We start from the raw sequence: 20,350 nt of genomic DNA, 5'->3' as shown, positions 1-20,350 counted from the left end.
ACGTGGAACGGGAGCGCTCACGGGGATCGCAGCGTTCGCTCATCCACCGGATTATCCACCGGTTCCACATGGGAGGCGACGCCGATTGCCCGGCGCCAAGCAGGCTGGAACAATGGCGAGCGCGGAAGGTCGCGCCGGGCACAGCGTGGTGACCGGCACGGCCGAAGCACCCCCCCCCATCATCCGACAACATCAGCACCCAACCACATCATCACTCAATCACAGATAATCACAGATAAGGAAGCTTCCATGACCAACCCATTCACCCATGATTCCTCCTCCGGCTCCCCCGATCCGGACGACAACGCGGGCGGCACTGCGAACGGCATGCCGCCGTCATACCCTCCCGATGGCACGTACACGAATCCATACGCCGATCCCGATTATGCCGGCCCCGCCTATGCCGGCCCCACCTACACCAATCCGAACTATGGCAATCCCAACGATTTCGGCGGGTTCAACGCCGAGTGGACGGACCGAGGAGGACCGCGTAGGGGATCGCGAACCGGCTTCGGACCGAACGACGCCAGGACCAGCACCGCTCCCGGCACCGACGCTCCCCCGCTGCATCAGCCGTATTACGGCTGCCCGCCGCAGGAGGCGTTCCTGCGGTTCTTCAAGAAATACGTGACGGTCTCCGGCCGCGCCTCGCGCAGCGAATACTGGTGGTGGATGCTCATCGCGTTCGGCATCGCGCTCATGCTGCGATTCCTCGCCAATGCGACCGACGGCGCTCTCGGATTCCTCGGCACGATCTGGACGCTGGGCACGCTGGTTCCCGGATTCGCGATCGCGATACGCCGGCTGCATGACTCCAATCGTCCGGGATGGCTGGTCACGATGCCATACGCCCTGGGGTTCGGCGGCGCGATCATCATCATCGTCGGCGCCGCGAGCGCGCTGTCCGGAGCGCTCGGCGCACTCGGTTCCGACGGCTCCGGCGGGCATGTGGCGGCCGGCGTGGGCGGCGGCATCGCCTTCCTCGTCGGCATCGTCGTGGTTCTTGCTGGAGTCATCGTCAACATCGTGCTGATGCTGGCGCCGAGCAGGCCGGAAGGCGCGCGGTTCGACGCCGTATGACGCGACGTCCGACGTCGCTCGTGCCACTCAACGTGATATCTCACGAAAAACGCGTTGAGTGGCAGGAATCCGTGCCACTCAATGCGATTTCTGACGATTTTCGCATTGAGCGGCACGACTCCTCCGCCCGCCACCCTCGCAGCAAAGTTGACGGATCGTCAAAAGGGCCATTTTTCAACGTTCCGTTCAGAGGCGCCCCTTACGAAATGGCGCGACTCCCGTGAGTCACTGCCATTCAACGCCAAAATCGACGAAAATCGCATTGAGCGGCAGTAAATCGTGCCACTCAATGCGATTTTCATGAGATATCACGTTGAGTGGCAAGGCACGGATGGATACTCGGCGAACTCACCGCTCAATCGCACCGACGAGGCCCAGCGCGTCGAGCGCGAAGCCGGTCGGGCCGAGGGCGGCGGTGCGGAAGACGACCGTGTGCTCGCCGTATGCGAGGTCACGCAGACGGAACTGGCAGCGCAGCGAACCGTTCGTCGCGTGGACGGGCGCAGCCGAGCGTACCTGGACGCCGTCGACGAAGACGTCCAGTCGGGCCGTACCGTCGGACGGGCCGAACAGGTCGATTCCGGTGCCGGTGAACGCGAGCGACACCGATGCTCCGACCGCGGCGGCGCGGGAGATCGTGCGCATGTAGGTGAACATGCCCTGACCGTTGTCGTGCGTCCACGGACCGCTGTAGCGCAGAATCTCGGAGCCGTCGTCCCACGAGCGCATGTGCATGTCGTCGATGAGCTGGTCGTAGTACGGCGCGTAGCCGGGCACGCGTTCGACGCGCAGGTTGGAGAAGCGCACGTGATCGAAGCTGGTGCCGAGGTTGACGCGTCCGGCCGACTGCAGCGAGGCATCGGACCATGTGGCGACCTGCGCACCGTTGACGAACACGGTGGCGGTGTCGCCGACGACGCGCAGCGTGATCGTGTTCCACGAGCCCGCACCCGGCGCGAACGGCGTGGTGCCGGCTTCGGCTGCGCGCTTGCGCAGATCCTCGAGGTGACCGCGACGCACCTCGTTGCCGAAGTTGCGCAGCAGCCAGATGCCGTCGGCGCGGATCTTGAAGTCGACGCCGCAGATGTCGGTGGTGAACTTGTTGCCACCCATCTCGCGAGCGCCGACGACCACGTACGGCGAACGGCCCGGGTAGTCCTCGAACTTCACGTCGACGGACACCTGATAGTCGGTCCAGCGCATGTCGCCGATCGCGGTGCGCGGCTCGCCTTCGATCCACGCGTTGCCGGCGTGGTTCCAGTCGATCTGCTGACGCAGTACATGCCCGCGTTCGGAGTCGGGGACGATTTCGAACGCGCCGTTGGTGTCGGTGGTGTAGCGTGCGGTGGCACCGGCATCGCCGCCGCGGGATTCGAGATAGTCCTCGCGGGCGAGCGCGTCGGACTTGAACACGTCGACCGGCTGCTCGTCCTCGTAGCGGAAGTCGTCGGCGTACAGGACGCCGTGCTCAGGATCGACATCGAGGACCGGACGCGCGTTCTCGGCGGTGTGCGGCAGGTCGTACTCGTAGCCGGCCTTCGGCGCGTAGCGGCCTTCGTCGGTCCGGCCGGAGCGATCGTCGGTGTCGTCGGGCGCGGGACCGAAGGTGTCGAGCGTGGTCGCGGTGATGATGCTCCACGGTTCGACGGTCAGCGTGTAGGAGACGGTGGAGTCGGCGGAGTCGGCGGAGTCGGAATCGACGGGGACCTCGGAGGTCTCGTCGGGGTAGGCCGGCGGCACGATGGTGAGCGGACGACGGTAGTTCGCATCGTACGCCTCGCCGGACTCGGGATCACAGGCCTTGGTGACCCAGATCTGCAGCGGCTTGCCGAACGCCTTGAGCGCGGAATCGGCGGTGATGACGTAGGTCTTCGGGCGCGCGGAGTCGTTGACGATGATGGTGCTGAAGTCCTTGCCGTCCGGCGAGGCGAGCGTCAGGTAGGAGGGTTCGCCGTGGCGGGCGCCGGCGACGGGGTTGTTGCCGCCGACCTCGCTGCCGGATGCGGACGGGATGGCACGCCAGATGCCGTCGACTTCGGTGCCGTCGTGCAGACGGGTGAAGCCGAGCTTGGCGAACTTGGTGAAGTGCTCGAGGACGGCGCAGCCGGCGTCGTAGTAGATCCAGCCGCTCCACGGGTCGCGTGCGGAGATGAGCTCCTTGGAGGCGTATTCCATGTTCTCGTAGCACGAGCCGATGGCCGGCTGGTAGATCGCGTGCGTGCGGCGCGATTCGACGAAGCCCTTGATCAGGGTGTTGGCCATTTCGAGGGCGCTGCCGGATCCGCCGATGCCGGTGCCGGTGCGCTCGCCGAGGCCGTCGTCCATCGTGTTGTTCGGGCGATCGGCGGAGTTCGAGAACGTGGCCTGCGCCTCCGAGTTCCAGACCTCCTTGTCGAATTCGTCGGCGAGACGCGTGAAGTTGCCGTCCTGATCGTCCTCGACGGAGTAGTGGTAGGAGGCCACGTCCATCGCGTCCATGTATGTGGGGTTGGCGATGACGTCGCCGCCGAAGGTGCCGGTGACCTCCTCGTCGGAGGTGATGACCTTGATCGCGTGGAACAGGCTGCGTTCCTCGTCGCTCGCGAAGCCGGCGTTCGGATCGTCGGGACCGTTGCCGATGAAGCCCTCCTCGTCGGTGCGGACGCGGTGCGCGAAGTCGGCGACCCATTCGAGGTCGGCGGTGCGCTCGTTGACGTCCGGGTTGACCGAGTCGATCATGAAGCCGTATTCGCGGTAGGCGGCGAGGATCGTGTTCTTGTACCACCTGTAGACGTCCTCGTTGGAGTGGACCCAGGTGGGGACCATCCAGCGCAGGATGCTCACGTGCACGTCCGGCTGGTAGCGCCGGGCATCGGCGGCGAGCTGGAAGCCCGGCTCGCGGCGCACCTGCGGGTATTCGTCCCGATCGCGCATCGTGGCGACGTTCGGGCCGGTGGAGTTGTTGCGGTCGTTGCCCATCTCGACCTTGACGGTGTTCATGAGCGGGTGATCGCCGGCGAACAGGGTCTTCACCAGCGTCCAGTAGGATTCGGGGCTTTCGGCCTTGTAGTCCATGAGGAGGCTGGAGGTGGCGTTGCCGGACAGAAGTCCGAAGCCCTTGTAGGTCAGACCGTTGCGGTTCTTCGCGGCCCGCTCGACGTCGGCGGCGTTGAGGGCGATGTGGACGGTCTGCGGCCATGCGCCGCTTCCGGTGTCGTTGCCGGCGTCGGTCTTGGCGTCCGTTGCAGTGCGACCTGCGGTCGTGTCAACCATGATGTTCTCTTTTCTGATCAATGATCACAGACAACTTTGTGCATGATCAATCATAAATGATTATGAATGCTCACACTACCCAAACGCCGAAAAACCGATCCCGGATTGACCGTCGCCCGAAATGTCAGGCGCCGGTCAATCCGGGATGGACCCGCGGACGGGAACTCCGTTCGCAACGACTCCGCTCAGAACAGCTCAGAACAGGGTCTCGTCGTGGTCGTCGGCGGGGTGAGGCGTGTAGGTGATCTCGAACTCGTCGTCGGCCGGGGCGTCGGTGGTGTTGAATGCGCCGGCGTTGGACTTGTGCAGGCTCACGGTGCCATAGGCGGGGACGGTGACCTTCTGCCAGCGCGCGCCCTCGCCGTTGATCTCGACGGCTGCCTCGATGTCCTTGGCGGTCGGGTTGTAGAGGATGGCGGCCAGATCGCCGTTGTCGGCGACGAAGGCGACGGAGCCGAGTCCGCCGTGACGGCCGTCGCGCGTGTAGTTGGACGAGGCGACGCGGTGGGAGCCGACCTTCACGTCCTGACCGAAGTTGCGCAGCATGAAGTATTCGAGGTTGCGCTTGACCTTGCCGGTGGACGAGTCGATGGTGATGACGCCGCGGCGGCCGGAGGTGCCGGCGTAGCTCGGGAAGCCCTGCTCGTCGAGCGCCATGTTCCACAGGTTAATCAGGCCCATGCCGTTGCGCACGAGCCAGGTGCCGATCTCGCCGAACATGACGTGGCTGGCCTCGTCGACGGTCTCGTCGAGCATGCAGCGGCGTTCGGTCATCGCAACCTTCCAGTTCGGGAACTGGCGGGCGCCGTTGTGGATCCACTCGGGCAGGCCGGAGTAGGTGTGGAAGGCGACGCCGGCGAAGGCGGACGCCTGGGCCGGGGTCATATACTCGCTCACCGGACGCTGGTAGAAGCGCAGAGAGTCGTCGCCGAAGTAGATCTCAACGTCCGGGAACGAGCGGTCGAGGGCCGGGCGCAGGTATTCGGAGCCCCACTTGGCGAGCTCCTCGGGGGTCCACACGGTGATCGGCCACGGGCAGCCGTTGCTCGGCTCGTTCTGCATGGTCACGGAGGTGATGTGGATGCCGTACTTGGCGTACGCGGCGATGAACTTGACGAAGTACTGCGCGTACACGTAGTCGATGGTGTCCTGGTAGCGGTAGCCGTTGCCGACGTATTCGCCGAGGCGCAGGCGGCCGGCGCCGGAGAGCACGCCGGAGGTCTTCATCCACGCCGGGGCGGACCACGGGGAGGCCATGATCTTGACGGCCGGGTTGATCCTTACGATCTCCTGCAGGACCGGGATCACGTTTTTCAGGTCGCGGGTGGCATCCGGAGCGCCCGGCTCGCCCTCGCCGATGGAGAAGTACTGCAGGGAGGCGTCGGCGGCGACGCCTTCGGGCAGGTCGTCGTAGGAGTAGTACTTCTGGCTGGAGAAGTCGCACGAGCCGATGGAGATGCGCACGGAGGAGAAGCCGCCCTGCTCGGGGCTGAACATCTCCTCGAGGATGGCGTGACGCTGCTCGGGGCTCATCGAGTTCATGAACAGGGAGGCGGAGGAGTCGGTGATCGCGGCGCCGACGCCCTCCCACATCTGATAGCGGCGGGTCGGGTCGATGATGACCGGAACGGCGTCGCCGTGATCACTTTCGATCACCGGCGTGTCGATTTCGGCGCGACGATCGGCGAGATCACCCGTCGTGCGGGTCCAGCGCTCATGCGCAAACGGATTGAGAAACTCGGTCATGCTGACCACTCCTTCGTGCTACCGGCGGGCTACTGGCGCAAGCGATTCCGCTCGTCCAGACGCCCGCACCATGCGGCTTCCTTGTATTGTTCGTACATGCTCAGTATACACGCGACACGCACATCATAACTTTTTCAATCTTTTTTTGTCAGTTTTGATCATGTCATGATTATTTGTGCTATAGTCATGCACGTAACAACCCGACGGAGCAAGGAAGTTCGAGACGCACCGAAGCCGTCGGGCCGAACGGAGCGCGGAAGAACACCACGCGCCGCGAGCATTAGGGAATATGAAAGGAACATCATGACGGCTGCAACCGCTGATGCCGCGACCGGCAAGGTCGTGGAAAACCCGCCGTTCAAGAAGACCGAGCCTATGGCCTACGCCATGGGCGACATCGGCAACGGCTTCTACTTCCAGCTGGTCACCAACTACGCGATGATCTACATGACCGACGCCCTGGGCATCAACCCGCTCATCGCCGGCTGGATCATCTTTGCAGGCAAGCTCATCTCCGCCTTCACCGATTTCGGCACCGGCGTGTGGGCCGATAACGCCCCGCTTCGCAAGGACGGCCGCTACCACTGGTTCGTGCGCAACCTGCGCTACCCGCTGATGGCAGTCATCATCCTGACCTTCCTGCCGTTCGTCTCCAGCTGGGCCCTGCCGGCGCGTATCACGTACATCACCGTGATCTACATCCTCGGCGTCGCCTTCTACTCCTCCACCTCCGCCCCGTACGGCTCCTTCGCCTCCGTCTCGACCCCGGTCGTCAAGCACCGCGACGAGATGGCCGCGGGCCGTGGCTTCGGTTCGACCGCCGGCGGCATCATCGTGACCTTCATCCTGCCGCTCGTGATGTACACCACCGTCGACGGCAAGAAGATCCTCAATGGCCCGGTCCTGATCTGGGTCGCCATCGTCTTCGCCGCCCTGCTGTGGATCTGCTACGAGATCACCCTGCGCGGCACCGTCGAGCGCATCCGCGTCGAGAAGGGTACCAACGAGCACGTCCCGCTGTTCAAGTCCATCAAGTACATGTTCTCCAACCGCGCCATGGTGGCCCTGATGCTTGCCGCCCTGCTGCTCATCTTCGCCCAGATGTTCGCCGGCGCCGTGAACTCCTACCTGTACAAGGACTACTTCAACAACACCGCCGCCCTGGCCATCCTCGCCGTGCAGAACGTGCCGGTCCTGATCGTCGCCCCGTTCGTCCCGGCCATCTGCGACAAGTACGGCAAGAAGCTCGTCTGCGGCATCCTGCTGGTCTTCACCACCGTGGTCTATGTCGTGATGTTCTTCCTGCACATCACCAACCCGTACGTGTTCGTCGCCTTCTCCATCGTCGCGATCTTCGGCAACGGCGTCTTCGGCCTGATGGTCTGGAGCTTCATCACCGACATCATCGACGACATCCAGGTCAAGACCCACACCCGTGAGGACGGCACCGTGTACACCGGCTACATGTTCGCCCGCAAGATCGGCCAGGCCCTCTCCGGCCTGCTGCCGGGCATCGTGCTCGCCGCCACCGGCTACGTGACCGCCACCTCCGGCCAGGCGATCACCCAGTCCGCCGACACCCTGAACAACATCTACGCGGTCGCCACGCTGGCCCCGGCCATCGGCAACGGTCTGATCGCCATCATCCTGCTCTTCTTCTACCCGCTGTCCGGCGAGATCTCCAAGAAGAACGCCGCCGAGCTCGCCGCCCGCCGCGCCGCAGGTGAGATGTGATCTGATCCCCGGTCGCTGACCGATCCGCGGATTCCGCCCCGATATAAGAGCTCCCGGCCACAGACTGCAAGCTGTGGCCGGGAGCTCTTATATATGATATGATCGTTAATGATCAATATTGTTCATTGTTACTTCAAGGAAGTCGTCATGCTTGATTTCGCCGCACTGATGCCCGCCGCTTTCACCAACGATCCGAAGCACCTCATCACCATCGTCGTCGTGGCCCTCGTCGTCACCATCGCCAGCTTCGTCGTCAACCAGTTCACCAAGCGCCGCTGACGAGGTCAGCGTAGGCCCCACTGCCCCAGAAACCACTTCCATGCCGGAATCTGATGGATGACACGGCCATCCCGTTTCCAATCGATCTCCTTGCCATCAGCGACGATGATGGTGCCTGTCTCGATATCCCGCTCCGACATCAGCTCCCATAACGCACGGGTCTCACGTTCGGCCGTGGCCGGATCATCCATGTTCATGGTGACCTGATACAGGTCGTATCCATCATGCTCAAGCATGTCGCCCACCACGAAATCCACTTCGTATCCATGGGTTTCGGTACGGCACGACGATATGCCGTCCCTGCGGAACCCGAGACTGCGCCGCCTGAGTTCGAGGTACACGGCGTTCTCCAGCCGCTGCCCGTCATCACGCATGCCGGCCGCGCTCGCCGCCGCGACCAAGCCGGGATCTATCGCGTATATCTTCGGCATCGAGGTGGTCCTCTCGCTCAGCGACAGGGAGAACTCCCTCACACGGAAAAACAGGTAGGCGTCCTCGAAGTATTCCAGAAGATCACCCAGCATCGCCCGACTGGTCATCAGCCCCGCCGATCTCAGCTCGTTCTCGATCTTGCGGACGGACAACTGTCTGCCGACGACCCCCATCACACGGCGAGCCATCATGGACGCCACGCGTGGCCGACCGATGTCATGGCGCTCGACCACGTCTCGTGACACCACCCGCTGCACATATGACTGCAACAGGGCAATCCGCTGCGGCGCGGGAAGATCCAATGTCGCAGGAAACCCGCCATGTTCCAGATACGTCCGGAATTCGTTCGACAACACCACACGCTCCGCGGTGGAATACCCTTCCCGCGGGTCACGGGACAACACGTCCCCATCCACACCGCCCCCAGCGAGGAGAACCTCGCGGAACGAATACGGCAGCAGTTCGAAATCCAAGGCACGCCCACGAAACTCCGTCGAGATCTCCTTGGACAGCATCTTCGAGGACGAACCGGTGACGTATATCGTGGCCCTGACGGTGTCGACCACACGCCGCAGCCACTTGCCCCAGTCGGACATCTCCTGCAGCTCGTCGAAGAACAGATACATGCCGTCCTTCATCGCCTCCGGGTGCATTGAATAGAACGTCTCCAGCACTTCGTCACCGGTTTCCGGAGTGACGTTCCCCAGACGGTCGTCCTCGAAGTTGATGTAGCATATGCGATTCCAGCCGATGCCCATATCGCGCAGCGTCTCGATCTCCTGGAACAGGCGGTAGCTCTTGCCACTCCGACGCATGCCCACGATCACCTTGACCAGGTTGCCCACCTTCGGCGGCAACGGCCTGCCCAGATCCAGATCGCGCGGTGTGATGGGTTGATAATCCTCGATGCGGAAGTTCCTCAGCTTCTCCTCGATGACGGGGTTCCCGGCCATTGCACATGCCCCCTTTGCCAGACTGATGCATTATTGGCAACTTCATCATACCAATAACATGAAAACTGGTAAAGGGAAATTACCAATTTAACGTTCGACCCGCTCGGGTTCCTCATGAAGACGCATCCCACGACAGTGCAGAGAGCGGCACCGATATGGGGCGCGTGCCGGAGAGGATCCGGCACGCGCCCCATATGTGCAATTCGAACTTGCCGACAGCCGCCGATTGGAGGCTATCGAAGGTCACCTGAGGCTGCGGCCGGCACACCAGACGTGGGCGACGGCCCAGGAGGCGGGGTCGAGCAGGTTGAAGTCGGCGGCGAAGCCGGGGGCGACGAAGCCCAGAGGCGCTCCGGTGACCGGGTTCGGCCGCTCGAAGCCGAACGCGCGGGCCGGGGTCAGCGTGGCCGCCTCGACCGCGTCAGCCGGGTCGAAACCGAGTTCCAGAACGGCCCGTTGTACTGCGACCTCGAGCGTCAGCGTGGAGCCGGCGATCGCGCCGTTGGAGACCAGTCGCGCATGTCCGTCGACGACGTTCACATCCAGCTCGCCGAGCTTGTACGCACCGTCCGGGCACCCGGTGGCGGCCATCGAGTCGGTGACGAACGCGATGCGATGAGGCGCGAACCCGAAGCCCAGACGCACCATCGGATCCTGCACATGGAAGCCGTCGTTGATGAGCTCGATCGTGACGCGCGGATCCTCCACGGCCGCCGGGATCGGCCCCGGCTCGCGGTGATGCAGCCCGTTCATCGCGTTGAACATGTGCGTCATGATGCCCGCACCCGCGTCGAAGCCGGCCTTCGCGGTCGCATAGTCGGCGTCGCAATGGCCGACGGCCGGCACGACGCCCGCGGCGCGGAACCGGCGGATCGCGTCGAGCCCGTGCTCGTATTCCGGCGCGATCGTGATCTGACGGATGCAGCCGAGCCGCCCGACGCCCGCGTGACGGCCGGCACGGGTGGCAGCGGCACCGGACACCCCCGACGCCTCGAGCATCTCGTCGACCAGATCCGGCGTCGGATCCTTCAAACAGTTCGGATCGTGCGCGCCTTTACGCTTCAGCGCCAGGAACGGCCCCTCCAGATGGCATCCGAGGATGTCGGGGCGGCCGGACGCCATCTTCTCGCGCACGGTGCGGATGTTGCGGCAGATCACGTCCATCGGATTGGTGATCAGCGAGAGCACCTGACGCGTCGTGCCGTGCACCGCATGGCCCGCGCGCGCCACGTCGATCCCCTCCGGACCGTCGTCGAACGACTTCTCCCATGCGCCATGCGCGTGGATGTCGACGTATCCGGGCGTGAGGATCCGCCCATCCGCGTCGATGACCGACTCCCGCGATGCCGGGTCGATGCCGACCGTACGGCAGGCGTGCTCGAACTCCTCCTCACCGGACCCGTTCGCTCCGGCCTGCCCGGCGGCGACGATCACGCCGCGCGCGTCGGAGACAACCCAATAGTTGTCACGCACGCCGCCGGCGTCGACCTTGCGCGCACCCCGGATCGCGACCGGACGCGCCTCACCCTCCAGCGCAGCGGTCACGTTCGCGACGATCTCCTGCCTGCTCCCAGACTTGGCTGTCATGGACTTGGCTGTCATGGCGATCAGATCCCCTGCCAGGCGGGCTTGTGCGCGAAGGCGTAGCGATAGTAGTCCTTATGACGCAGACGCGAGGCGGCCTCCTCGTCGACGATGATCGTCGCATGCGGGTGCAGCTGCAGCGCGGACGCCGGGCAGAACGCGGAGACGCCGCCCTCGACGGTCTCCTCGATCGCCTCGGCCTTGCCGGAGCCGAACGCGAGCAGCACGAGGTGACGGGCCTTGAGCACCGTGCCGATGCCCTGCGTGATGCAGTGGGTCGGCACCTTATTGATGTCGTCGTCGAAGAAGCGCGCGTTGTCGATGCGCGTCTGCTCGGCGAGCGTCTTGACGCGCGTGCCGGAGGCGAGCGATGAGCCCGGCTCGTTGAAACCGATGTGCCCGTCGGTGCCGATGCCGAGGATCTGCACGTCGATGCCGCCCGCGGCCTCGATCGCCGCGTCGTAGGCCGGGCCGGCCGCGGCGATCCTCTCGCCGTCCTCGAGCGGGGCGCCGTCCAGCACGTCGCCGGGCACGTGCACCTTGGCCGGGTCGAGGCCCAAGGGCTCGACGACCGTGCGATGGATGGTCGAGTGGTAGGACTGCGGGTGATCGAGCGGCAGGCCGAGGTACTCGTCGAGCGCGAAGCCGCGCACCTGCGATACGTCGATCGACTCGTCATGCACGATTGTGGCGAGCGCCTGATAGGCGGCCAGCGGGCTCGATCCGGTGGCGAGTCCCAGCACCGCGTCGGGCTTGGCCTTGATGAGGTCCGCGACCGCGCGGCCGTAGATCTGGCCAGCCTCCTCCTCGTTCCTCACGATGATCACTTCAGCCATGATGTCTATCTCCTTAGCACTTTGATGTCCGGTGGTTTTCGTCATATGGTTCGTCATTGAATAGGGCGACAACACCCATTCTAGGTGTCATCGCCCTATTTATGCAAACTATCTTAACTTTATGAGCGCCGGGTTTCGCGCCGAATCCCCTCGCAACCTCATCGACGGGCGAACACGGCTACAGCACGGCGTTGGCGACGGCCATGGCGGCAACTCCGGTCAAGCCCATCGAGGTCAGGCAGAAGCCGGACAGGCGCGCGTTGCCAAGGACCTTGTCAGTGAAGATCGCGGAGAAGATGCCGGCCGGGGCGAAGCAGATGAACACGACGGCCTTGCGGGTCATCGCGTCAAACGGCAACAGATGCCACGCGGCGAACGCGAACAGCAGCCCGAAACCGAACCGGCAGACGAGGATCATCAGCGCGTCGGCCACGTCGCGGCGGGAGCCGGGCAGATCCATCATCATGCCGATCATCAGCATCGAGCACAGGGTGTTGCCGCCGGAGATCGGGGCGAGGAAGTCGGCCACCGGCATCGGCGGCTTCACGCCGGCGATCATGAGGACCGTCATCACCATGTAGACGTCGAACGGCACGGATGTGACGAAGTTGCGCACGATGGTGCGCGCGAAGGCGCGACGCTCGAGCCGACGCGCGTCGGGGTCGTCGGATCGCGGGGTCGCACGCGGCACGACGGTCGCGCGCGGATCGGAACCGACCTGCTTGGCGAGCGGGCGGGACGAGTCGATGTTGAGCAGGGCGGCGGTGGTCACGTAGTTGCCGGCGGACATCATGATGGAGTTGCCGACGTCGAACATGATGGCAGGCAGCGCGGCGGCCGGGCCGATGAAGGTGGTGAGGATCGGCAGCGTGAAGTTGCCGACGTTGAACCCGGCTCCGTTGAGCATCAGGAACGCGCGGCGCGCGACCGGCATGCGACGGGAGACGACGAACATCGTCACGAGCGGGATCGTGGCGCAGATCAGGCCGAACGCGGAGATCCACAGCAGTCCCAGATCGTGGCGCCCGGTGGCGAACGAGGAGACGATGGCGGCAGGCAGGGTGATGTTGAGCACCACCTTCTGCAGCACCTTGTAGTTGTCGGGCCCGAACAGCCCGATGCGCTTCAACGCGTATCCGATGAGAATGATGGCCAGAATCTTGGCGACGGCGAGCATGACGGCCCCTTCGGCTCGGAAATCGGACGACGATACGGCTCGATACGACTGGAGAGAACGACTACCGGAAAGCATGACAAGGGGCGATCCCCGCCGGATCAGCAGCGGGAGTCGCCCCTTGTCATGCAAACATGTGAGAAGTGGAGAAGTAGGTCAGATGCGTCCGATCACTCGTCGTGACCCCAGACACGGACCTTGCCCGGAGCGACGTCGCCGAGCAGGTGGGTCGGCGCCGGGTTGAGCTCGAACTCGCCGTCGGCCGGGACCTCGGACTTGTTGAGCTCGCCGTTGCCCTTGTGGACGGTGACCGTACCCCAAGCCGGGACGGTGACCTTCTGCCACTTGTTGCCCTCGCCGGAGATGGTGAAGGCGGCCTCGAGCGGCTCGCCGGTCGGGTTGTAGATGTGGGCCGCGACGTCGCCGTTCGGGGCGAGGAAGGCCACGGAGCCCAGACCGCCGGACCAGCCGTCGGGGGTGTAGTTGGAGGAGCGGACGACCACGGAGCCGGGCTCGACATCCTGGCCGAAGGCGCGCAGCATGAAGTACTCGAGGTTGCGGATGACCTCACCGGTCTCGTGCTGGATGGTCACGACACCGCGGCGGCCGGTCGCGCCGACCTGGTTCGGAAGGCCACGCTCGTCGAGCGCGAGGTTCCACAGGGCGATGAAGGACTCGCCGGTGCGCACCAACCAGTTGCCGATGATGCCGGACATGATGTGGGCGGCGTCCTCCGGGGTCTCCTCGATCATGCAACGACGCTCGGTCATGCCGAACAGCCAGTGGCTGTAGGAGCGGTTGGCGTTGAAGACGTTGGAGTACGGGCCCTCGTAGGTGTGGAAGGTCAGGCCGTCGACGGAGGCGGCCTCCTCCGGGGTGACGATGTCACGCACCGGCCACTGCAGGTTGTGCATGGAGTCGTCGTTGATGAAGATGCGCATCTCCGGGTAGAACTCGTTGAACGCCGGGCGCAGGAAGTTGTGGGCGAACTCGGCCTGCTGCTTGAGGGTCCACATCATGGCCGGCCACTTCGGAGCGTTGGACGGCTCGTTCTGAACGCTGACGCCCCAGATCGGGATGCCGAGCTTCTCCATCTCCTGAACGTACTTGACGAAGTAGCGGGCGTAGGTGCCCTCGAAGGAGTCATGCATCGGGTCGAAGCCGTTGCCGGTCCACTCGTTGAAGCGCAGGTGGCCGCCCTGGCACAGGTGGCCGGTGTTCTTCATCCACGCCGGGGCGGACCACGGGGAGGCGATGATCTTGATGGACGGGTTGATCTTCAGGATCTCGAGCAGCACCGGGATGATGTACTTGAAGTCCTTGGTGGCGTCCGGGGCGCCCGGCTCGCCGGTGCCGAGGGAGAACTTGGAGAGCATGTTGTCGTGCTCGCCGAAGGGCAGGTCATCGTAGGTGTAGTACGGCTGCGCGGCCGGCTCGCAGGAGCCCAGCGGGATGCGCAGGACGGAGAAGCCGCCCTTGTCCGGGTTGAAGCAGTCGTCCAGGAAGGCGTGACGCTGCTCGGCGTTCATCGAACCCCAGATCAGGGAGGCGGCCGCGTCGGTCAGGGCGGCGCCGGCGCCGAGCCACGGCTGCTTGCGGTCGGCCAGATCGACGACGATCTTGGCGGCGTCACCCGGGTCGGTGACGACCTCGGGGGCGGCGAGGGTTTCGCGACGCTGCTTGAGATCGCCGGAGGTGACGGTCCAGAATTCGTTGCTGTACTTGCTCATGTTGGTCCTTAGCTGTGTGTGCCTGTACACCATTCGGTTCCCGATCACGTCTCCGTGACCGGTTCCCGTTGACAGTTCATACCATAGCACTTTCAATCCGTTTTGATCAAATGCAATCATGCTTGTTCAGCGTGTCGCGGCGAGAATTGCCCGTTTTGCCGTTTTCTCATGGGTTTCGCGTACGATGAGAACAATAATGATCACGAATGTGCATTGAGGCATATGCGGTACATATGGCATCATCGTCACCATCGCACGCCGTCATCGCACATTCCGTCCACACCATAGGAAGCGAAGAAGTCAGAGAGCAGATCATGGCAGACATCATCAGCACCAGCGACATCACCGCCGTCAACGGCACCGACGCATCGACCTCGGATACCGGCACGGGCGCGTCAACAGGCACAGGCGCAGCGAAGCGCGACTACCTGCCCGCCGAACGCCAGAACATGATCCTCAATCTGCTCACTCGCCAGAGCGTGGCCACTGTCGCCGAACTCGCCAAGATGCTCGACACCACCGAGATCACCGTGCGCCGCGACCTGACCGTGCTCAGCAAGGCCGGACTGCTCAAACGCATCCGCGGCGGCGCGATGTCCGTCAGCAGCTCCGCCAGCGCCAATGGCAAGCCCTCCATCGCCGACATCGCCACAAGCGCGCTCTCCGAACGCACTCCCTCAGGCGGCATCGCCATTAAGCCGGTGCCACACAGCCTCGAACTCGGCAGCGACCAGCCGGCCATCGGCGTGATGCTGCCCGAGCCGAGCTTCTTCTGGCCCGGAGTCATCGAACAGATGCGCAAAATCGCCTCACGTCTGGGACTGCGCATCATCACGCGCGAAACCGCGTACGACGTCGACGCGCATGAGGACGAGATCCTCGCCGACATGATCCAGGACCCCACCATCTGCGGCCTGATCGTGGCCCCCAGCGTCCACTCATACGGCAAGCGCACATGGGACTGGCTCGCCACCTGCGAGATGCCGACCGTCGTGATCGAACGCGATCTGCCGCTGCTGTGCGAGCATTTCGTCGATTCCGTACGTACCAACCACCCCTACGGCGTGCGCAAGGCCGCAGTCCACTTCCTCAGGCATGGACACCGATCCATCGGGGCCGCCTTCACCGACACCCCGACCTCCGCGATGATCCAGGAAGGCTGGCGTGACGTCATCGAGTCCACCGACGAGATCCAGTGCCCGTTCGCCTTCGAAGGCATCCAGCCATACGACACCAAGGGCGTCAACGGCATCGTCGACAAGATCCTGCTGTCAGGGGTCACGGCGATGCTCGTCCACTCCGATTATCTGGCGATCGCCATCGCGCAGACATTGGAGCGCCGAGGCAAGCGCGTGCCCGACGACCTGTCGATGATCTCGGTCGACGGCTTCGCGACGCCGAGCTCCCGACCGCTGACCGTCCTGCGCTCCTCGGACAAGGATCTCGCCGAGGCCGCGATCCGCACGCTGCTCGAGCGCATCCAGGACCCGGATCGTGCTACCAGGCACGTCCTCGTCGACCCGAACCTCATCGACCGAGGCTCCGTCATCGACGTGAGGTAGCATCCGCCCGCGGCCCCCCTCGTCAGAGGGGGCCAGGGCTCGCCTACAGCTCGACCTCTTCCTTGGTGGGATCGGACCGCAATTAATGACAGCCTTCGGCTGACCTCATATAGCTCGCTGTCGCTCGCCTTCGCCTAAAACGCCTCTGGCATTTTCTTTACGGCTCAGCCTTGATATGGGCGAACTTAGCGGCCAAGGCCTCTTTGTTGCGCTTCTCGTCCTCCTCCTTGGCCTTCTTCTTGGCGGCGGCCGGATCCCACAGGACGTCCTCGCGGTGCTTGTCCCATTCGCCGGCGGCCAACGGGGAAACAAGACCGGCGACGGCGTCGACGGAGGTCCGGACGCCAACTGGGGCCTCATCCCCATCGCCGACGATGACCTTGGCACGGGTCTCCAGCAGCTCACGAATCTGTTCGTCGTTCAGGGCGATGCGCGGCACGGCGAGCTGCTCGTTGAGCTCGTTGATCACCAGCACCAGGGGCAGGAATGCCTTGACGGCATCATCAGCACCGGCACCAACCCCAGCACCAGCACCGTCCTCGGCGACAGACTCCTCCCCGCCCACGGTCACATCGCCCACAACCGCACCGATCAGCGCGTCAAATACCGCGAGCCCGGCCGCAAAGCGATGGGCCACCGCGTCGACTAGAGCGTCGGACGGCTGGAAATCGTCGTCCGTCGGTGCGGCATCGGAGGACTTCCCCGCCTCGGAACCCGAGGTCTCCCCCGAACCATCACCTTCCTGCGAACCGACCGCATACACCCCAGAATCAAACTCCCCCGCGTCCATCGCGGCCTCGAGGGACTCCAGCACCTCGTGCACGCGCACGGACACCTCGTCCGGCCACTCGACCCCGAGCGCCTCGACCGCATCGTCGATCAAAGAGGCGTCACCGGTCTCGGAGAAGTCGGCCATCGCGTCGTAGGCGTCATTGGCGGCGAGCAGGGCGTCGACGATCAGCTGCGGACGGCCAGGAATCGCGTCGGCACCCTCATAGACGAACTCGGCGTCCGGCACGGTCACGTCCTCGCCGGTGAGGATCCGAGCGAACGCGCGCGTGACGCGCACCTGCAGGTTCTCCGCGTACTTCGCATCGTTGTCCATATGCATGGCGGCGGTCAGCGGCCACAGAGCCACCAGCCTTGCACCGGCGGTCGCGGCCTCTCGCACGGCGGGCAGCGCGGAGATGCGCTCCACGTCATCGACGTTCAATTCGTAGGTCATAAGCAGGGCTCCTTCGCGTGACTGTTCACCGGGGCCACCTTCAGCCCCGCGACGCCCGCCGCCGTTCCCGGCGCATCCGGCATCAGGTATCCGGCATACAGCATGGCGGCGGGGCGTCCATCCGTAACCGATTCTAGTGTGCCTTCACTCGATGCCGGCGGCCGGGTCGACATACGTGATGGACATCACACGCCCGGTCTCGCTGTCGAACGTGATCGACGTGATCGAGGCGAGCGCGGTGTGGCGCAGGAACATCCAGTGCTCGGCATGACCGGTCTCCAGCAGGTGGCGGAACGACCAGATCGGCGATTCGTGGCTGACGACGATGATCTGCTCGCCGGCGTGCTCCCTCACCTTCTCGCGGGCGAAATCACCCACGCGCTTGGCGATGTGCGCATACGACTCGCCCCAGCTCGGACGCCACAGGTTGCGCACGAGCTTCCAGTTGCCGTTCCGCCACAGCGCGCCCTCGCCATGGCCGATGCGCTTGCCCCGGAACTCGTTGCCGGCCTCGATCACCCGTTCGTCGGTCACGAGCTCCAGCGGCGTCTCCCCGCGCGACTGCCTGACCGGATTCAACGCGTCGAGGATCGCGCCGGCGGTCTCGCGCGTGCGATCAAGCGGCGACGAGTAGACGGCCGCGACCGTGTTCATCTGCGGGCTTTCGGCGATGTATCGGGCCGTCGCCTCGGCCATACGCCGGCCCACATCGGACAGGTGGAAGTCGGGAAGACGCTCGTAGAGCAGATGATCGGGGTTGTACACCTTGCCGTGTCGGACGAAATGGATGGTGGTGGCGCTCACCGGTCGATCTCCTTGATCTCGCATGGAATCTGACTCATAATCTGACTCAGGACAATGGCTCCAATCTACCGCTCCCCCTGCGGAATCACGGCGGAATGACTGCGGAATCGCCATGAAAGCCCGCAGGAACCCGCGCCGAGTCGTCCGCGTGTCGCGATCGACTCACGCGTAGAGTGGCCGCGACGCAAACGTGCGAACGACCGCACACCGACGACGGCGACAGAACAGTCAGCCGGAGACAGTCATGGATGACGGGTCGGGAACGCACCCCTTTGCGCGACCAGAAGGACAACACATCAATAACGATGAGGGCTCCGACGTCCAACGCCACGGACGATCGGGGGACATCCAATCGGGAGCGGAAAGGAGCAGGTGCAGTATGTCCGAAACCACCAATCAGACGAACCAGACGAACCAGACGAACCAGGTACCGGACGGCGGCCCGCGCAAGACTTCGTCGTCGGCTTTGAAGGAGCTCGGCCACCGCGTGTTCGGAGGCTACGCGGAGCTGCTGCGCATGCCGCACACCGCACGGTATTCGATCGGCGGCGTCATCGCGTGCATGCCGTTCCCGATGATCGGCATGACGATCACGATCTCCGTGCAGCACTACTACGGCAACTACTCGCTGGCCGGCATGCTCACCGCCATCCAGGCGATCGCACTGGCCATCTCGACGCCGCTGCTCGGCAAGCTCACCGACAAGTTCGGCCAGCGACAGGTCTCGATTCCGACGATCATCGTGTGGATCATCGCCGCGATCGCCCTGACCACGTCAATCACGAACCGCGCTCCCGAATGGGTGCTGTACTGTCTGACGCCGCTGCTGGCCGCGATTCCGCCGTGGGGCGCGATGAGCCGCGCCCGCTGGACGCGACTGCTCAAGGGCGACCGCGAGCGCACGGATCGCGCGCTGAGCCTGTGCGGCGTGCTCGACGAGTGCATGTGGGTGGTCGGCAATCCGCTCGCCTCGACGCTCGCGGTGATCTCCGGTCTGCTCGCGTTCTCGTTCACCGGCGTGTGCGTGATCGTCGGCGCGCTGATGTTCCTCACGGAGCTTTCGACCGAGCCGCCGTCGCAGTCCGATCTGGCGCGCGCGGAGGGCATCACCCGCAAGGAGTATCGCGCCCGCGAGGCCGCGAAGGCCCAGGCGCTGAAGGAGCAGACGGCGGCCGAGGAGACGCGTCGCCGGCTGGAGCGCGAGGGCGTGACCGATCCGGAGGCGATCTCGCGCGAGGTCGCCCGCACGGTGGACGAGGTGCGCAGCGGCAAGGTCAAGAAGGCGTCGATCTGGGGTCCGGGCCTCGTTGCCGTGTGCGTGACGTGGTTCGGTCTCGGCGCGTTCCAGTCGGCGGCCGGCATCTCGATCATCGCGTTCGCGACCGAATCGAACATGAAGCAGTACACCGGCTTCGTGTTCGCATGCTTCTCGATCAGCTCGCTGTGCGGCGCGATCGTGTACGGCGCGAAGAACTGGGTGATCCCGCTGTGGAAGCGCTTCTACTTCTGTCTGGCGGTGGTGAACATTGGCATCGGCTCGTTCATGTTCGCACGTCACCTGTGGGTGATCATGATCATCTATCTGCTGATCGGCGTGTGCCAGGCGCCCACGTGGATCAACGGCAACCAGCTGATGCTGCATCTGGTGCCGCCGTCGCGTCTCACCGAGGGCATGGCGTGGATGGGTGCGATGAACTCGATCGGCGCGTCCGCCGGTTCGGCGATCGCCGGCCAGTTCATCGACCGCATGGGCTCGCACGGCGGCTTCCTCGTCGTGACCGCGCTCGCCATGGGCTCGCTCGCGATCGCGCTGATCGGCTTCAGGCAGATCAAGTCCTCCACCGAACAGCCGACCCTGACCGAAGTCGCGGTCTGAAACAACGAAGCCCCGCCATCAAGGCGGGGCCTTGACTCCCCTTGTCAGAGGAGACGGCCCATAAAGCTGGTCTGAGGAGTAAG

At 64.4% G+C, this 20,350-nt stretch carries 14 protein-coding genes; 5 read left to right on the top strand and 9 right to left on the bottom strand.

Annotated elements, in window-relative coordinates:
• Positions 1 to 249 precede the first annotated feature (249 nt).
• Positions 250 to 1,080: a DUF805 domain-containing protein gene (locus BCAL_RS12210; RefSeq protein ID WP_052119105.1), complete on the top strand. Its 831-nt coding sequence runs from the start codon at positions 250 to 252 to the stop codon at positions 1,078 to 1,080.
• Between the two features lie 348 nt (positions 1,081 to 1,428).
• On the opposite strand, the gene BCAL_RS06305 is transcribed toward BCAL_RS12210, so the two are convergent.
• Both BCAL_RS06305 and BCAL_RS06300 read right to left on the bottom strand, forming a co-directional pair.
• The gene (locus BCAL_RS06305) at positions 1,429 to 4,332 is read right to left on the bottom strand and encodes a 3-keto-alpha-glucoside-1,2-lyase-like domain-containing protein (protein WP_052119106.1); all 2,904 of its coding nucleotides are present in this window, start codon (positions 4,330 to 4,332) and stop codon (positions 1,429 to 1,431) included.
• A 195-nt stretch (positions 4,333 to 4,527) separates the two neighbouring features.
• On the bottom strand, positions 4,528 to 6,078 hold the full coding sequence (locus BCAL_RS06300) for a glycoside hydrolase family 30 protein (RefSeq protein WP_043165568.1): 1,551 nt from the start codon (positions 6,076 to 6,078) through the stop codon (positions 4,528 to 4,530).
• Positions 6,079 to 6,381: 303 nt separating this feature from the next.
• Here BCAL_RS06300 and BCAL_RS06295 point away from each other — a divergent pair, with 303 nt between their 5' ends.
• Complete coding sequence (locus BCAL_RS06295; protein WP_043165570.1) at positions 6,382 to 7,812, top strand: MFS transporter; 1,431 nt, start codon at positions 6,382 to 6,384, stop codon at positions 7,810 to 7,812.
• Between the two features lie 147 nt (positions 7,813 to 7,959).
• Positions 7,960 to 8,091, top strand: a complete 132-nt coding sequence (locus tag BCAL_RS13940; RefSeq protein WP_258184514.1) for a hypothetical protein — start codon at positions 7,960 to 7,962, stop codon at positions 8,089 to 8,091.
• Positions 8,092 to 8,096: 5 nt separating this feature from the next.
• On the opposite strand, the gene BCAL_RS06290 is transcribed toward BCAL_RS13940, so the two are convergent.
• The 5 genes from BCAL_RS06290 to BCAL_RS06270 form a co-directional block, all read right to left on the bottom strand.
• The gene (locus BCAL_RS06290) at positions 8,097 to 9,476 is read right to left on the bottom strand and encodes an ATP-binding protein (RefSeq protein ID WP_043165572.1); all 1,380 of its coding nucleotides are present in this window, start codon (positions 9,474 to 9,476) and stop codon (positions 8,097 to 8,099) included.
• A 243-nt stretch (positions 9,477 to 9,719) separates the two neighbouring features.
• Positions 9,720 to 11,063: an N-acetylglucosamine-6-phosphate deacetylase gene (locus BCAL_RS06285; RefSeq protein WP_043165704.1), complete on the bottom strand. Its 1,344-nt coding sequence runs from the start codon at positions 11,061 to 11,063 to the stop codon at positions 9,720 to 9,722.
• Between the two features lie 20 nt (positions 11,064 to 11,083).
• Complete coding sequence (nagB, locus tag BCAL_RS06280) at positions 11,084 to 11,896, bottom strand: glucosamine-6-phosphate deaminase (RefSeq protein WP_043165574.1); 813 nt, start codon at positions 11,894 to 11,896, stop codon at positions 11,084 to 11,086.
• A 178-nt stretch (positions 11,897 to 12,074) separates the two neighbouring features.
• A complete protein-coding gene (locus BCAL_RS06275; protein WP_043165577.1) occupies positions 12,075 to 13,073 on the bottom strand; it encodes an AEC family transporter in 999 nt (332 codons plus the stop codon).
• A 167-nt stretch (positions 13,074 to 13,240) separates the two neighbouring features.
• Complete coding sequence (locus BCAL_RS06270) at positions 13,241 to 14,800, bottom strand: glycoside hydrolase family 30 protein (RefSeq protein ID WP_043165579.1); 1,560 nt, start codon at positions 14,798 to 14,800, stop codon at positions 13,241 to 13,243.
• Between the two features lie 314 nt (positions 14,801 to 15,114).
• On the opposite strand from BCAL_RS06270, the gene BCAL_RS06265 reads away from it, so the two are divergent.
• Positions 15,115 to 16,362 (top strand): substrate-binding domain-containing protein, encoded by a 1,248-nt coding sequence (locus BCAL_RS06265; protein ID WP_043165581.1) that lies wholly within the window; start codon positions 15,115 to 15,117, stop codon positions 16,360 to 16,362.
• A 157-nt stretch (positions 16,363 to 16,519) separates the two neighbouring features.
• Here BCAL_RS06265 and BCAL_RS06260 read toward each other — a convergent pair whose 3' ends face one another.
• The gene (locus tag BCAL_RS06260) at positions 16,520 to 17,587 is read right to left on the bottom strand and encodes a hypothetical protein (RefSeq protein ID WP_043165583.1); all 1,068 of its coding nucleotides are present in this window, start codon (positions 17,585 to 17,587) and stop codon (positions 16,520 to 16,522) included.
• Between the two features lie 144 nt (positions 17,588 to 17,731).
• The gene (locus BCAL_RS06255) at positions 17,732 to 18,391 is read right to left on the bottom strand and encodes a histidine phosphatase family protein (protein ID WP_043165585.1); all 660 of its coding nucleotides are present in this window, start codon (positions 18,389 to 18,391) and stop codon (positions 17,732 to 17,734) included.
• 517 nt (positions 18,392 to 18,908) lie between these two features.
• Between BCAL_RS06255 and BCAL_RS06250 the strand changes: the two genes are divergently transcribed.
• Complete coding sequence (locus BCAL_RS06250; RefSeq protein ID WP_238549644.1) at positions 18,909 to 20,267, top strand: MFS transporter; 1,359 nt, start codon at positions 18,909 to 18,911, stop codon at positions 20,265 to 20,267.
• The last annotated feature ends 83 nt before the right edge of the window (positions 20,268 to 20,350 follow it).

Origin of the sequence: Bifidobacterium callitrichos DSM 23973, assembly GCF_000741175.1 — a bacterium.
Taxonomy (GTDB): domain Bacteria; phylum Actinomycetota; class Actinomycetes; order Actinomycetales; family Bifidobacteriaceae; genus Bifidobacterium; species Bifidobacterium callitrichos.
Note: the sequence above shows the minus strand (reverse complement) of the source record. Positions and strands in the feature narration are given on the sequence as shown.

Excerpts from the sequence above, each read along its gene's own strand:
- BCAL_RS06295 (WP_043165570.1), top strand. The coding sequence starts at position 6,382 with ATGACGGCTGCAACCGCTGATGCCGCGACCGGCAAGGTCGTGGAAAAC.
- BCAL_RS06305 (WP_052119106.1), bottom strand. The coding sequence starts at position 4,332 with ATGGTTGACACGACCGCAGGTCGCACTGCAACGGACGCCAAGACCGAC.
- BCAL_RS06300 (WP_043165568.1), bottom strand. The coding sequence starts at position 6,078 with ATGACCGAGTTTCTCAATCCGTTTGCGCATGAGCGCTGGACCCGCACG.
- BCAL_RS06275 (WP_043165577.1), bottom strand. The coding sequence starts at position 13,073 with ATGCTCGCCGTCGCCAAGATTCTGGCCATCATTCTCATCGGATACGCG.
- BCAL_RS06250 (WP_238549644.1), top strand. The coding sequence starts at position 18,909 with ATGCCGCACACCGCACGGTATTCGATCGGCGGCGTCATCGCGTGCATG.
- BCAL_RS06260 (WP_043165583.1), bottom strand. The coding sequence starts at position 17,587 with ATGACCTACGAATTGAACGTCGATGACGTGGAGCGCATCTCCGCGCTG.
- BCAL_RS06270 (WP_043165579.1), bottom strand. The coding sequence starts at position 14,800 with ATGAGCAAGTACAGCAACGAATTCTGGACCGTCACCTCCGGCGATCTC.
- BCAL_RS06265 (WP_043165581.1), top strand. The coding sequence starts at position 15,115 with ATGGCAGACATCATCAGCACCAGCGACATCACCGCCGTCAACGGCACC.
- BCAL_RS13940 (WP_258184514.1), top strand. The coding sequence starts at position 7,960 with ATGCTTGATTTCGCCGCACTGATGCCCGCCGCTTTCACCAACGATCCG.
- BCAL_RS06290 (WP_043165572.1), bottom strand. The coding sequence starts at position 9,476 with ATGGCCGGGAACCCCGTCATCGAGGAGAAGCTGAGGAACTTCCGCATC.
- BCAL_RS06285 (WP_043165704.1), bottom strand. The coding sequence starts at position 11,063 with ATGACAGCCAAGTCTGGGAGCAGGCAGGAGATCGTCGCGAACGTGACC.
- nagB (WP_043165574.1), bottom strand. The coding sequence starts at position 11,896 with ATGGCTGAAGTGATCATCGTGAGGAACGAGGAGGAGGCTGGCCAGATC.
- BCAL_RS12210 (WP_052119105.1), top strand. The coding sequence starts at position 250 with ATGACCAACCCATTCACCCATGATTCCTCCTCCGGCTCCCCCGATCCG.